Here is a 13590-nt window from a genome sequence, read left to right as displayed (position 1 = left end):
TCTAAGCCCTATCCTTCCTTTTCATCAATAACATTATTACAATTGGAGCACCTAATAATGAAGTTATTGCACTTATTGGTAATTCTATTGGCGACAAAATTACTCTGGATACTAAATCACAAAGAGCTGTAACTATACTTCCTAAAAGAATTACTACTGGTATCAATACTCTATTGTCCGATGTTCTAAATATCAATTTTGCTATTTGTGGTACTGCAAGACCAATAAATCCTATAGGACCTGCAAATGCTGATACTATTGCTGCTAGTATACTAGATATAAATACTACCAAAAATCTAAAAAATTTTATATTTACACCAATACTCTTTGCATACTCTTCCCCTAGTAAAAAAGCATTTAGAGGTTTTATTATGAATATAGTCATCAAAAGACCTAATATGCCGACTAACATAAGTATTTCTACTTTTTCCCATGTAAATCCTGAGAAACTTCCCATAGACCACATAGTAAATTCTTTTAATTTTTCATTATTTGCAAATGATTGTAATATATTTGTTATTCCACTACATACATATCCAGTCATAATTCCTATAACCAAAAGCGTTGTTATATTTTTTACTTTGCTGGCAAATAGAATAACTATAGACATTACAATTAAAGCTCCTACAAATGCGGCTATAAATATACTCATTGAATTTATACTTTCAAATCCTAATGTATATCCGCCTAAAATCATCAGTGCTACTGATAAAGTGGCACCTGAAGACACACCTAAGATATATGGTTCAACTATTGGGTTTTTGAAAAATATCTGTAGTAAAATACCAGATACTGCTAAGCAAGCACCTCCTACCATAGTTGCAAGAACTCTAGGAATCCTTATATTATAGATTATTTTATAGTGTTCTGTACTATCTATTCCTCTTAATACAACATCTATTATTTCTTTAAATTCGATTTTTACAGAACCAAATGCTACACATATCAAAAAAGTAAGTATTATGCCTACAATTAAGGTTATAAATATAGTAGTATTTTTAATTCTGCTTTTATTGATAAAGTCCATCTATATACTCCTCTTATTAAAAACTACATTAACTCAAATTTATAAAGTTTACTTGTTAATTTAATCTTATCTATTACTTATCATAATTTACATAATGCTTAATTTTTTCACCAGTAGTACCTGGGTGAAACATTTCAACCAAATCTACTATTAATTCATCTGTCCTATCCACCGATTGATAATAATCTGGAGCAAACACCCATAAATTCCCTTTTTTGACAACATCTAAATCAGATAACACTGGTGCACTAGATTTTATAGACTCTAAATTTGGTGCATAATCTGAACTTGATGAATACACAAATATATCTGCATCTTTTGCTACTTCGTGCAATTGCTCAATACTTACTCGCCCTTCATTTGAATCTATTGAGGCACAAGCATTTATTCCACCTGCCATGTTTATCATATTATCTACATATGAATTTTTAGGTGCTATATAAGCATTACCTTCATATACAGACGCCCATACAACTTTAGGTTTACTTTTATTTTTTATTTTTTTACTAACTTCTTCTATTTTTTGTACTGTTTTATCTAATTCACTAGTAGCTATATCCTCTTTATCATAAAATGCAGCTATTAAGCTTGTCCACTCCATTCTTCCAAATGGATTTTGTTCTTTATATTCATTATCTACAACATAGTTAAGTCCCAATTCTTCTAACTTATCTATAAACTTTGTATCTGCTTCTGATAAACCACTACTCACTATAGTCAAGTCAGGATTTAAGTCTACTATTTTTTCATAGTCTGGTGCTAAATTTGAACCGACATAATGTATCTTTCCATCTTTCATTAAATTTTTAATTTCTTTGATAGTCCAATATTGTTCTTCTGTTGTTACTGCTTTTATACTATCTAACTCACCTATCGTCCTTAAAGAGCAAGCTTGTGTTGTAGATGCTATCAATACATTATCCACAGGTGTCCTAACTATATTTGCATTCTTGTATTTTTCAGGTATTTTTATCTTTTTAGGAATCAAAATTAGTTCTCTATTATCTCCATCAACAACCTTTTTAATTCCATCTTCTAAATTCTCAACACTAAACCCACTTGCATATTTTAATTCTAGTTTTTCACCGCTATTAACTTGTTCATTGTTGTTATCTTTTTTGCTACAACCTACAATACCTCCTACGAAAAAAACTACCATTACAATTAAGAAAAACTGCTTTAAAACATTTGATTTAAATTTCATTACTTTCACTCCATTATTTTATTTTTTATGAGTGGCTACATATATTTTAAAAAGACATTTTACTAAAATTAATTTTATAAATATAACTTTTTAGTAAAATAAAAAACTTCTCCTAAATTAGCAAGGAGAAGCTTCTATATCAATTTTATAAAAAATGAATTGATATCTCATTTTATTATAAACTACAATCTCCACCCTAAATTGTATTTATGTAATACTGGGCAGGTCTCCTGACTCACGGCTTTTCCTCCATCAACCTTCCCAAAATTACTATGAATCTCAGTGGATTTGATTTTGTATCCGTATACAGTAGCGGGGGCTGTAGTGAATTTACATCACTTTCCCTATTAAACTAAAATAGTACCCTAGTATTATTTATATTTAATTTTTCATTAAGATAATTGTAGTTTATTGTTAATTACTTTGCAAGGTTGATTTAATATATCCACTCAAAAAGAGGGCTTAAAATGACTATAAAAATCAATTTAAAACCCTCTTTATCTTCCTAGTTTATATTTAATTCATCCATCAAATCTTTAATTTTACATACTTGATTTTCATTTGGCTTTATAAATGGAGCAGTTACATAATCACTTATTTCTAATCCTCTAATATTCATAGCTTTCTTCATTGCTGGTATAAATGGATTTGTTATTGAATAAAAATCCATTGCTTTATTAATATATTTTTGAATTTCAATAACTTTGTCCATATCCTTATTATTATAAGCTTCAGTCCATTTAAAACATACTTCTGGAATTAGATTTGATAAACCGCCTATACATCCTGCTCCTCCAGACATTAAGTTGTGTATAAAATTTTCATCATATCCACTATATATCTTAAAATTTGGGAACTCTGTTTTCATAGTATTTATTAAATCTCTAGTATGTCCCATTAAAGTTACTGTATCTTTATATCCAACTATGTTTTTATGCTTTCTTGCAAGCTTTAATGTAAGTTCTGGACTTAAATCATAACCAGTTCTATCTGGATAATTATATAGGTATATTTCTGCATCTGTGTTTTCAGCTATCTTACTGTAAAACAGTTCAATACTATCATCATCAAGTGAGAAATAATAAGGACTTATTATCATAACTCCATCTGCTCCACTATTATGTGCATAATTTGAAAGTTCTATAGACTCATCTGCACACATACGACTTGTACCTATAAACACTTTAACCCTCTTATCGACATGATTAATTACTAAATCTATAAGCTCTTTTTGCATATCCATAGACATATTAAAGAACTCTCCAGTACTTCCCATTATAACTAGACCATCTACTCCCCCATCTATAAGGTAATCATATACTTTTTTGTTTCCTTCTCTATCTAAATTTCCGTCTTCATCAAATATTGTAACAACTGGTGTCAAAAATTCTGCTTTCATAATTTAAACTCCTAAAATTTATTTTGATATGTTCATTTAATATGTTTATAGCCCATGTTTTAAAATTATATAATAAAACATTTACTTAACATAATTTTTCAATATTCCAATACTTTCAATCTCACATTCAATTACATCTCCACTATTCATATATCGAGGAGGAGAAAAGCCCATCCCTACTCCAGAAGGTGTTCCAGTAGCTATAATATCTCCTGCCTCTAAAGTCATCCCTTTTGAAAGTTGTGAAATTATATCTGAGATATCTGATATGAATAACTCTGTATTAGAATTTTGTCTTTCTTCATTATTTACTCTACTATATACATTAAGTTTTACTGGAAAAGAAATTGCACTTTTATGTAAGATACATGGCCCTAAAGATGTAAATGTATCTAATCCCTTTCCCCTAAACCATTGAACATGTTCTTTTTGCAACTTTCTAGCAGAAATATCATTTATCACAGTGTAACCAAAGATATAATCTTCTACATCTTCTTTTTCTATATTAACACCTGTTTTACCTATTACTACTCCAAGTTCAACCTCATAATCCAACTGATTATTTATATCAAAATGAGCATCTATCTCGTCTTCTGGACCTATTGCCTTTGTCACACGTTTTGTAAAATAGACTGTTTTCTCAGGTTCTTCAAAGCTACTATCAAAATGAGTTTGAGTTTCTTCAAGATGTTTTTTATAGTTTACTCCTACACATAAAATGTCATGTATTGGCTTTTCTATAGGAACATGTATAGTGCATTTTTCTCTTTTAAAAACATTATAGGCATTAAATGATTCTTCACTTATAATATTTTTTAACTTAATAATATCATCCTGAGATACGCTTTGAATTAAATCAATTACATCTATAAAAAATTTACTAAGACTTATGGAATTGACATCGATAATAAACAATTCATCCTTTGAGAGAATTCCTACCTTTTTAGATGTATCTTCAATACTACTAAAACTAACAAACTTCATACTATCACCCTTTAGTAAAATTCTAAATGCATACCTTTTTAAGTCCTATATTTTATACATAATTACACACTCTAGCTATTGCCATTTCAGTATATCCCAGTGATTCTGCTTTTGATTGCTTACCATTTGCTACATCTACAACTAGATTTAATAAATCATCTGTCAATTCTTCCATTGTCTGTGGTCCATATATAACTGGACTAGCATCAAAATCCATATTATCTTCCATATTTGCAAAAGTTATTTTATTTCCAGTTATTTTTATTACTGGAGCTATTGGATTTCCTGATGGAGTCCCTCTCCCTGTACTAAATACTACGACTTGAGCTCCTCCTGCAACCATACCCGCAACAGATGAAGCATCATTTCCTGGTGTATCCATTATTACAAGACCCTTCTTATCAATTTGCTTTGCATAATCATATACTTCACTTATTACTCTGTGCCCACCTTTGTGTATACAGCCTAGTGATTTTTCTTCCAAGCTTGTAAGCCCACCAGCTATATTTCCAGGAGATGGATTTCCTTCTCTAACTTCTTCTCCAACTAATTTTAATGAATTTTCATATCTATGTACTATATGTAGTATTTTTTCTTTTACCTCTTCATTTACTGCTCTTCTAGCTAATATATGTTCTGCTCCTATAAATTCAGTAGTTTCACTTAAAATTGAAGTAGACCCTAAATCAACAAGTCTATCACTTAATTCTCCTATTAGCGGATTAGCAGCTAGCCCACTTGTTGGGTCAGACCCTCCACATTCAGTCCCTAATATAAGTTCAGATATTGGAAATTCTTCTTTTCTAAGTAAAGAAGCTTCTTGTGCCATTTCTCTAGCATAACGAACAGCTTTTTCTATAGTTTTCAAAGTTCCATGCTCTTCTTGTATTACAAGAGTCTTTATTGGTTTATTTGTTCTCTCTTTTATTGCATCAACTACCAAGTCATTTTGACAATTTTCACAACCTAAAGACACAACTATTACACCATATACATTAGGATTTGCTGCGTATCCAGCCATAACATCCATAGTTAATTGTTGGTCTGAACTTACTTGAGAACATCCATTTTGATTATTAAAAGTAACAGCCCCTTGAACTTGTGAGGCTATAATTCTCGTTGTATCTGATGCACACACACTTGTAGGTAATATTAATATGTGATTTCTTATACCAACTCTTCCATCTGGTCTTTTATATCCATAAAATTTCATATTGATTTCCTCCTAAAATAGTCTCTTTATCATACTTTATGTGATTTTCTTGTACTATAAATTTTATTCTTATTGCTAATTAGCTAACTAAAATCATTCTTATTCAATCATTCAACACAAAATACTTTAATCATTTAATACTAAATACTACTTTGCTTGAATTATAAATGTTACTTTATATGTTCGATACAATTTGTTTATCTAAATCTTCCCTAACACTTTTAACATTGTGAATATGTACATGTTGACCAATTTTTATTTCTTGATTAGCTTCTCCTATGTGTTCTCCATATTTAGTAACTTTATCTCCCTCAGCCATATCCTTTATAGCCAATTTATGATAAATAGTTATATCATCTAAAGCTGTTATTGTCTTTATTGTTTTATCTTTTAATTTAAATTTAATTTCACTGTTCTTAGATATTGCCTCAATAGCTACTGCAACATTATCTTTTTCATCAATTATCACTGCATTTATCATTATCTTTGTTCTCCTTTATAAATAATATAATTTTATTAATATACAAAATCATCTTAGTAATTATATATCTGTATTCATCAGGCTACTATTGTCCCATCATCTTTTTGTTTTGGGAATTTAGGACATCCATGCTTCTTGGCCCACCAGCTAGTTATAAGAGGAACTAATATCGCAGTAACAACTACTGCAGCTGCTACTTGAGTTGTAGCTGTTGCAACATATGGCTGCCATGTTGGGTCAACTAATGCAACAGCAGCAGGAACAGCAATTGCATTCCCTGCAGTTGTGGCTACAGCCCATCCTGCATACCCTGGACGTTTCCCTATAAATCTATCACAGAATACTATAAATATACCTCCTACAAACACAGATATTAATCCAAGCAATACTCCAGATAGACCTCCTTTTAATATACTTGCAAGATTTATACTACTTCCAAGTGCAAATCCTACAAAAGGTACTAATAAATTACATCCTGGTTCTAAAAATTCTTTCATCTTTTTGTCAAAATTACCTATTATCATACCAACAAGTATTGGCACAATTGCAGCCAATAATGACATTAATGGAACATTTGCAAGTCCTGAAGTTCCAAGAGCTATCAATGTAAAAAATGGCCCATCGTTCAAAGTAAGTAAACTCATAGTTGCACAATCTGTTTCATCTCCATATGAAGTCATTAATGAGAGATATATACTACCATTACTATTTGTAACTGCACTTATAACTGCCAAAGTTGTAAGACCTAATACTCCATCCATTCCAAATAATTTTCCTATAAGTATACCTATTAAAGCACCTATAGCAAATTTAGAGCCAAGAAGTATGCCTCCTCTTTTTAATACTTTTGGCATTTCTTTAAATTGAAGCTGAGTTCCAAGACATACTAGTTGAACCCCTATTATAGTTGCAGAGCCAACACTTGAGAATACTGCTGTTGTAAATGAACCTATTTGTACAATATCTGGGCAAAATGTATTAATGAAAGCTGCTATAAACATTGGAACTATCATCATACCTGCAGGAATTTTTTTAATAAAATCCATTATCATAAAGTTACTCCTCCTAAAACATGATATTTAATTACTCTTATTAAATTTTTTAGCTTTAATTTTAACGGCCGTTTCGGTTCGTATTTAAGAACTAAGTTTTTATTTACGAATCTTTGAATTAATGATAGCATTTTCCTAATTATGAGTCAATAAAAAAAATAAATTTTTGTCAAAATTTTTTCAAATTATCTGATAATATATCAATAGTTATCAATTATCTTCATTATATGCAAAATATAAAAAGTAATTTTTCTCAATTCACATCTATATATCACAATTTATATAATTTAAATTCATAATATTTCGATATTTATATATAAAATACGGTTATTATTGTCTTATCTTAAATTATATAGCTAAATACAGTGTACTTTCTTCAGGTATATTTTGGAAATTATTTCAAGTTTTCAATATAAATTTTCATAAAAAAAATCATATACAAATATTTACAATTAAAGCTTATTTGTATATACAGTCATATATTTTATTTCTACATTGTAAATTATCATACATTATGCTAAAATCAACATATTCTAACACTTTAAATTAACAAAGATAGGGGGAAATTTATGACTTCAGATAATCATCGCCCAACAGCTAGGATATTAGATATTTTAGAAGCATTAGCTGAATCTGAGAATGGATATACTCTTACAGAAATAGCAGATGCTATCAATGCTCCAAAAAGTAGTATCTTTCCTATAGTTCATACACTTAATGCTAGAAAATACATTACTATTGATAAAAATACGTCTAAATATTCCATAGGTATACGTTCTTACACATTAGGGTCTTCGTTTTTTGAAAAAAGAACTATTTTTAACTACATAATTGACGAAATGACTAATATAGTTAATTCTTGTTCTGAAACTTGTCAACTTGGTATACTTGACAATAACGAAGTTCTTTATATTGGAAAAGTTGACTCTCCAGAGCCAATTAGACTTATTTCTTATGTTGGTAAAAAGATACCTGCTAATTGTACAGGTCTTGGAAAAGCACTTTTATGTGATTTTGATAAGGAAAAACTAATAAGTTTATATCCAGATGGGTTAAAAGGATTTACAAAAAAATCAATTACTGACTTTGATATTTTATATGACCAGCTTCTTGAAGTTCGTGAAACTCAAATAGCTTCAGAATGTGAAGAATCAATGGAATATCTAAAATGCCTTGCTGTACCAATAAGAAAAAATGGATGTATAAGAGCCGCTGTTAGTGTAACACTTCCACTTTTTAGGTCTAGTGAAGAAAAAATAGAACTGATAAAAAAATTACTTTTAAATGCACAAAAAAACATTCAATCTATGATGGAAGAACGTAATGAAGATATTATAATAAATTAGATTGATAAAAACAAAGTTGCTGACTTAATTACAGTAACTTTGTTTTTTTATGCTCTTTTTTATTTTTAATATTTTTATTGACATGATAAAAATACTATGTTAAATTCTAATCATAATCGTAATTACGAACTTAGTTCTTATATAAAAACTCGCAATATGTATTTTAACCTCAAAACCAATATATAATATGTGAATTAGTATAAGACTATTATAGGTATGTATATTTTACATAAAAATTAATTCAAAAAAGGAGATTTTAACTATGAGTATCTATTATGTACCACCAATAAACTTACTTGGAAAAGGGTGTCTTAGTGAAGCTAAAGATTCTATTAAATCTTTAGGCACTAAAAAAGCATTTATCGTTAGCGATAAATTTCTAACTTCAAATGGTACTGTAAAAAAAGTAACAGATATGTTATCTCAAATAGGTGTAACCTTTGCTGTTTATGATGAAGTTAAACCAAATCCAACTGTAACTAATGTTAACAATGGTCTTAAAATACTAAAATCAGAAAATTGCGACTTTGTTATAACTATAGGAGGTGGTTCTCCACAAGATTGTGGCAAAGCTATTTCTATATTAGCTACCAATGGAGGAGACATTAGAGATTATGAAGGTGTAAATAAAACTTCCAAAAAATGTCTTCCTATAGTTGCAATAACTACTACTGCTGGTACATCAGCTGAAGTTACAATAAATTATGTTATAACAGATGAAGATAGACATGTAAAAATGATAATGGTTGATACAAATGCACTAGCTACAATGACAGTAAATGACCCAGAATTAATGATTAGTAAGCCAGCTAACTTAACAGCAGCCACTGGTATGGATGCACTTACTCATGCTATAGAAGCTGTAGTGGCTAATGGAGCTTATGATGTTACAGATTCAACTGCACTATATTCTATAAAACAGATATTTGAATATCTTCCTAGAGCTGTTAAAGATGGGAATGATATAGATGCTAGAGAACAAATGTGTTATGCTTGTTTTTTAAATGGAATTGCATTTAGTAATGCAGGTCTTGGAAATGTCCATGCCATGGCTCATCAATTAGGAGGTTTATATGATTTACCTCATGGAGTATGTAATGCTATGTTACTACCAATAGTTGAAGAAGAAAATGCTAAATCTGCACCTTCTAAATTCCGTCCAATAGCTGAAATTATTGGAATGAATATACATGACAAATCAGATAAAGAATGTGTTGATTTTGTAATAGATAAAATAAAGGCTCTTTCAGAAGAGGTAGGAATACCAAAATCTTTAAAAGATGTTGGTGTTGATAATCCTAATTTTGAGTTGCTTGCTGAAAATTCTATGAAAGATGCTTGTGCTGGAGCCAATCCTGTTTTCTTTGATAAAGACAAAATTATAGAATTATTTAAGAAAATCTCTTAGTATAATAATACTTATAAATTAATTATGTATATTTATAAGGGAGTGTCTCAAAATATTTTTATTTAATTATTGACACTCTCTTATTATTTAAATTCTTATCTTTAATTTTATTTTATTTTAAACTCCTTGAAACTAATAAATAATATTTTTAATGAATTATAACTGTTGTCGTGTCAGGTATATTATCATATATCCACTTAGCATTTTCTGTACTTAGTCTTATACATCCATGACTAAGAGCTTCACCAAGTCTAGCATCTATTATATAACTTCCAGTTGAATTATATAACACAGAATGATAATAATACCCTCCTTTAATACGAGTGGCATACTTAACTGAATACTCATCAGTCCCAAAAGAAGGTTTTCTACCACTTATATAAAAAATACCTGTTATCGTTGGAGTTTCAGGTTTACCTATAGTACATTCCCATTTATATAATTGCCCCCAGCCACCATTATCTTTCTTAAAAATATAAGTGTATTTATTTTTAAGGTCTGTGGTAATTAGATAGTCACTAGTACTTTTAATATTATTTTCATTAACAAATTTAGTCATATCAGTATAAAAATACTTATAGTCTAATTCATTAGGTTTATTTCCATCATTTGACAAGAAATAATTAAAAACATATCCTGTTTTATCATCATATACAACTTTACTCCAATCACCATCTACCTGTAGAACTTCGACCCTAGACTTTTCAGGAATTACTGTAATTATATTAGAAGTTGTAGACTTATCTTCTCTTAAATTTAAATTACTCCAAGCATATTCACTTACTGATATTAAATCCTTGTATACATACCCTTCTTGAAAATTATAAATTACTTTAATCCAATCGTCTTCTTCATCTAACACCTCTAATTTAGAACCTTGAGGTATTACAGTTATAATACTTGAACTTGTAGATTTCGCAGACCTCAAGTTTACATTTACTAAAGCATATTTATATATAGGTGCTCTGTACTTTTTAATGTTTATTTTAAATAGCTTCACACATACCCATCCTCTCATATGTCTTTTTACAATACTTTATGAAATTCGATATGTATTCGTTCTTCTATTTTTAAACTTACTCTGTATAATTAAAGGTTATTATCCATTTAAATTTACAATATTACAATCTTTAATGTATTCTTCAATTATACTTCTAGCTACATTAAAATAACTTATACATTTATCAACTATAACAGCATCACTACTAACTACTCTATCAAGTTTTTCTAATATAACATCTGCATTTTTTACTAATTCTACTTCTGTTTCAATTTTCCATTCCTTGGCATGTTCTAATATCTTATACCTTAGATTTCCAGAATTAGAAACTGGTGCATCTAAGTAAAATTTAATTTTTGGAGCTTTATATTTGTTAAAAAACTTTCCTATTAAGTTTAAAGCTTCTTCTGTTTTATCTATAATTTTATATGTTCCTCTAAGACCTGCTAAATCTCTTATATTTCCATCTCTTCCTATGACTAGAGTTCCTCCAGATAATGCTACTTCTAGAGCTATTATCAAATTAAAACCATCTATGTATATAATTCCTTCATTTATTTTATCTAAAGAAAGTATCTTTGATTGTCTTATTCTATTTTTTTCATCAGTACATACTGCTCTCTTCAGTGCATCTCTTTGTCTTATTGAAAACTGATATCTATCTCCCACAAAAGTTGCAACAGGGTCTATTTTATAATCTCTATTTATTAACCATTCTATTTCTTCTTGGGCCTTTACAAGTCTTATAAGTTCTTTCCTTGAAAACCAATGTTTGTCACTCTCATCAAATCCCCTTTTAGATATTTTATTCATAGAATATTTCACCACCTTGATATTAAGTTTGCTAATATTATCTTATTCATTTATATTACTCAATATTTAGATTATACCTTTTAATGCTCTCTTATAATACAAAATAATAACTTTCACACTATATTTATACTTTATAATGTAAAAAAAGGATACTATTAGTAAATTCTCATAGTATCCTTTCTTTAAAATTTATTTATAATGATAATTTTAGGCTTTATTTATATATTAGACTTATTCTATACTTCCTTTATCATATTAGGAGATAAAACATCATTAAGAGCCTCTGTCATAGTTGGATGTGCATAAACACGGTCTCTTAAATATGTGTATTCTACTTCTAAATCTACTGCTAACTGAATTAAATGTATAATCTCACTAGAATCTTCACATATCATGCTAGCACCAAGTATCTTATTGGAATTTTTATCTATTACGATTTTTATAAATCCATCTGTCTTTCCAATTTGTTTAGCTCTTGGAATTGCATCAACTGGTATCTTTGCTACTAATACATCATATCCTTTTTCCTTTGCTTGTTTAACATTAAGACCAACTCTTGAAAATGCTGGACTTATAAATATAGCATTTGGTATATTTTTTCTATTACTAGTTGTTCTAGTCTTATTTCCAAATAATTGATTGATTATTATACGATAGTCATCTAGTGATATATAAGTAAATTGAGGTCCTCCATTTATATCTCCTATAGCCCATATGTGTTCTTTATTAGTCTTAAGGGTATCTGATACTTTAATAAATCCTCTTTCATTTAATTCTATACCTGCATTTTCAAGTCCTAAACCTTCAGTATTTGCCTTTCTACCTGTAGCTACAAGTATTATATCACTTGTTATTTCCTTTAATTCACTATTTATCTCATATTCTACTGTAGCTAAATTAGAAACTTCCTTAATCTCTTTTACCTTTGTATTATTTATAATTTTTACATTTCTCTTTTCAAGTAATTTTATTATTTCTTCTGAATCCTCAATATCTTCATTTGGTAAAATTCCATTATTTGAATTTAATATTGTGACTTCTGTTCCAAATGAACTATAGATACCTGCAAATTCTAAACCTATAAACCCAGCACCTATAATTGTCATTTTTTTAGGTAGAGTTCTCAAATTCATAAGAGATTCACTATTATATACTATTTTATTATTTTCGATACCTTTAATATTAGGTATAAATGATTTTGAGCCAGTATTGATAAATATCTTATCTGATACTAATTCATAAACTTCATTTTCAGTTTTTACTTCTACTGTATTTTCATCAATAAAAGTACCCATTCCTGTAAATATAGTTACATTATCATTTGAATTTAACTTATTATAGTTAGCTTCTCTCAGCTTTGTAATTAAAATTTCTTTTTTATCTATAGCTTTTTCATATTCGATTTGTGCATCACTCCAGGAGTTTATATTTCTTATATTGTTTGCTGAATTTTCTAAGCTTTTAGTTGGGATACATGCTACATTTATACATGTTCCTCCATACATTTTATTTGATTTTTCTACTAAAGCTACTTTTAATCCTCTATTAGCCAAATCTCCTGCTAATGTTTTTCCGCCTTTTCCAAATCCTATTATTATTGCATCAAATGTTTTTTTCATATAATTTTCAACCCTTTCCTTCGTTATTTATACACTTACTATAA

General features: G+C 28.8%; 12 protein-coding genes and 1 riboswitch. Of the genes, 2 read left to right on the top strand and 10 right to left on the bottom strand.

Features of this window, described 5'->3' with window-relative positions; all coding sequences use genetic code 11:
* Window position 1 precedes the first annotated feature (1 nt).
* The 7 genes from KGF45_RS15165 to KGF45_RS15135 form a co-directional block, all read right to left on the bottom strand.
* Window positions 2-1027: a FecCD family ABC transporter permease gene (locus KGF45_RS15165; RefSeq protein WP_227829596.1), complete on the bottom strand. Its 1026-nt coding sequence runs from the start codon at window positions 1025-1027 to the stop codon at window positions 2-4.
* A gap of 73 nt (window positions 1028-1100) precedes the next feature.
* Complete coding sequence (locus tag KGF45_RS15160) at window positions 1101-2231, bottom strand: ABC transporter substrate-binding protein (RefSeq protein ID WP_227829597.1); 1131 nt, start codon at window positions 2229-2231, stop codon at window positions 1101-1103.
* Between the two features lie 202 nt (window positions 2232-2433).
* Window positions 2434-2614: riboswitch (cobalamin riboswitch) on the bottom strand.
* A 122-nt stretch (window positions 2615-2736) separates the two neighbouring features.
* Window positions 2737-3630, bottom strand: coding sequence for a dihydrodipicolinate synthase family protein (locus KGF45_RS15155; RefSeq protein ID WP_227829598.1), 894 nt, complete (start codon window positions 3628-3630; stop codon window positions 2737-2739).
* Between the two features lie 81 nt (window positions 3631-3711).
* Window positions 3712-4614 carry a fumarylacetoacetate hydrolase family protein gene (locus KGF45_RS15150; protein WP_227829599.1) on the bottom strand — a complete coding sequence of 301 codons (903 nt, stop codon included), beginning with the start codon at window positions 4612-4614 and terminating at the stop codon, window positions 3712-3714.
* Between the two features lie 52 nt (window positions 4615-4666).
* Window positions 4667-5827: a UxaA family hydrolase gene (locus KGF45_RS15145; protein WP_227829600.1), complete on the bottom strand. Its 1161-nt coding sequence runs from the start codon at window positions 5825-5827 to the stop codon at window positions 4667-4669.
* A 175-nt stretch (window positions 5828-6002) separates the two neighbouring features.
* Entirely contained in the window at window positions 6003-6308 is a 306-nt protein-coding gene (locus KGF45_RS15140; RefSeq protein ID WP_227829601.1) for a UxaA family hydrolase, read from the bottom strand.
* A gap of 77 nt (window positions 6309-6385) precedes the next feature.
* Window positions 6386-7360, bottom strand: a complete 975-nt coding sequence (locus KGF45_RS15135; protein ID WP_227829602.1) for a 2-keto-3-deoxygluconate permease — start codon at window positions 7358-7360, stop codon at window positions 6386-6388.
* Between the two features lie 569 nt (window positions 7361-7929).
* Between KGF45_RS15135 and KGF45_RS15130 the strand changes: the two genes are divergently transcribed.
* The gene (locus tag KGF45_RS15130) at window positions 7930-8706 is read left to right on the top strand and encodes an IclR family transcriptional regulator (RefSeq protein ID WP_227829603.1); all 777 of its coding nucleotides are present in this window, start codon (window positions 7930-7932) and stop codon (window positions 8704-8706) included.
* Window positions 8707-8968: 262 nt separating this feature from the next.
* Window positions 8969-10114, top strand: coding sequence for an iron-containing alcohol dehydrogenase (locus tag KGF45_RS15125; RefSeq protein ID WP_227842843.1), 1146 nt, complete (start codon window positions 8969-8971; stop codon window positions 10112-10114).
* 148 nt (window positions 10115-10262) lie between these two features.
* Here the strand turns inward: KGF45_RS15125 and KGF45_RS15120 are convergent, their stop codons facing one another.
* The 3 genes from KGF45_RS15120 to KGF45_RS15110 all read right to left on the bottom strand — a co-directional run bounded on the left by KGF45_RS15120 (window position 10263) and on the right by KGF45_RS15110 (window position 13546).
* A complete protein-coding gene (locus tag KGF45_RS15120) occupies window positions 10263-11132 on the bottom strand; it encodes a L,D-transpeptidase family protein (protein ID WP_227829605.1) in 870 nt (289 codons plus the stop codon).
* A gap of 81 nt (window positions 11133-11213) precedes the next feature.
* On the bottom strand, window positions 11214-11927 hold the full coding sequence (locus KGF45_RS15115) for a DUF434 domain-containing protein (protein ID WP_227842842.1): 714 nt from the start codon (window positions 11925-11927) through the stop codon (window positions 11214-11216).
* 236 nt (window positions 11928-12163) lie between these two features.
* Complete coding sequence (locus KGF45_RS15110) at window positions 12164-13546, bottom strand: dihydrolipoyl dehydrogenase family protein (protein WP_227829607.1); 1383 nt, start codon at window positions 13544-13546, stop codon at window positions 12164-12166.
* Between the last annotated feature and the right edge of the window lie 44 nt (window positions 13547-13590).

It is taken from the genome of Clostridioides sp. ZZV14-6154, from assembly GCF_020657785.1.
GTDB lineage: Bacteria > Bacillota > Clostridia > Peptostreptococcales > Peptostreptococcaceae > Clostridioides.
The sequence above is the reverse complement of the archived record's forward strand: the minus strand, read 5'-3'. Positions and strand labels throughout refer to the sequence as shown.

Coding starts and splice junctions, on each gene's coding strand:
- KGF45_RS15165 (WP_227829596.1), bottom strand. CDS start 1,027: ATGGACTTTATCAATAAAAGCAGAATTAAAAATACTACTATATTTATA.
- KGF45_RS15160 (WP_227829597.1), bottom strand. CDS start 2,231: ATGAAATTTAAATCAAATGTTTTAAAGCAGTTTTTCTTAATTGTAATG.
- KGF45_RS15155 (WP_227829598.1), bottom strand. CDS start 3,630: ATGAAAGCAGAATTTTTGACACCAGTTGTTACAATATTTGATGAAGAC.
- KGF45_RS15150 (WP_227829599.1), bottom strand. CDS start 4,614: ATGAAGTTTGTTAGTTTTAGTAGTATTGAAGATACATCTAAAAAGGTA.
- KGF45_RS15145 (WP_227829600.1), bottom strand. CDS start 5,827: ATGAAATTTTATGGATATAAAAGACCAGATGGAAGAGTTGGTATAAGA.
- KGF45_RS15140 (WP_227829601.1), bottom strand. CDS start 6,308: ATGATAAATGCAGTGATAATTGATGAAAAAGATAATGTTGCAGTAGCT.
- KGF45_RS15135 (WP_227829602.1), bottom strand. CDS start 7,360: ATGATAATGGATTTTATTAAAAAAATTCCTGCAGGTATGATGATAGTT.
- KGF45_RS15130 (WP_227829603.1), top strand. CDS start 7,930: ATGACTTCAGATAATCATCGCCCAACAGCTAGGATATTAGATATTTTA.
- KGF45_RS15125 (WP_227842843.1), top strand. CDS start 8,969: ATGAGTATCTATTATGTACCACCAATAAACTTACTTGGAAAAGGGTGT.
- KGF45_RS15120 (WP_227829605.1), bottom strand. CDS start 11,132: ATGAGAGGATGGGTATGTGTGAAGCTATTTAAAATAAACATTAAAAAG.
- KGF45_RS15115 (WP_227842842.1), bottom strand. CDS start 11,927: ATGAATAAAATATCTAAAAGGGGATTTGATGAGAGTGACAAACATTGG.
- KGF45_RS15110 (WP_227829607.1), bottom strand. CDS start 13,546: ATGAAAAAAACATTTGATGCAATAATAATAGGATTTGGAAAAGGCGGA.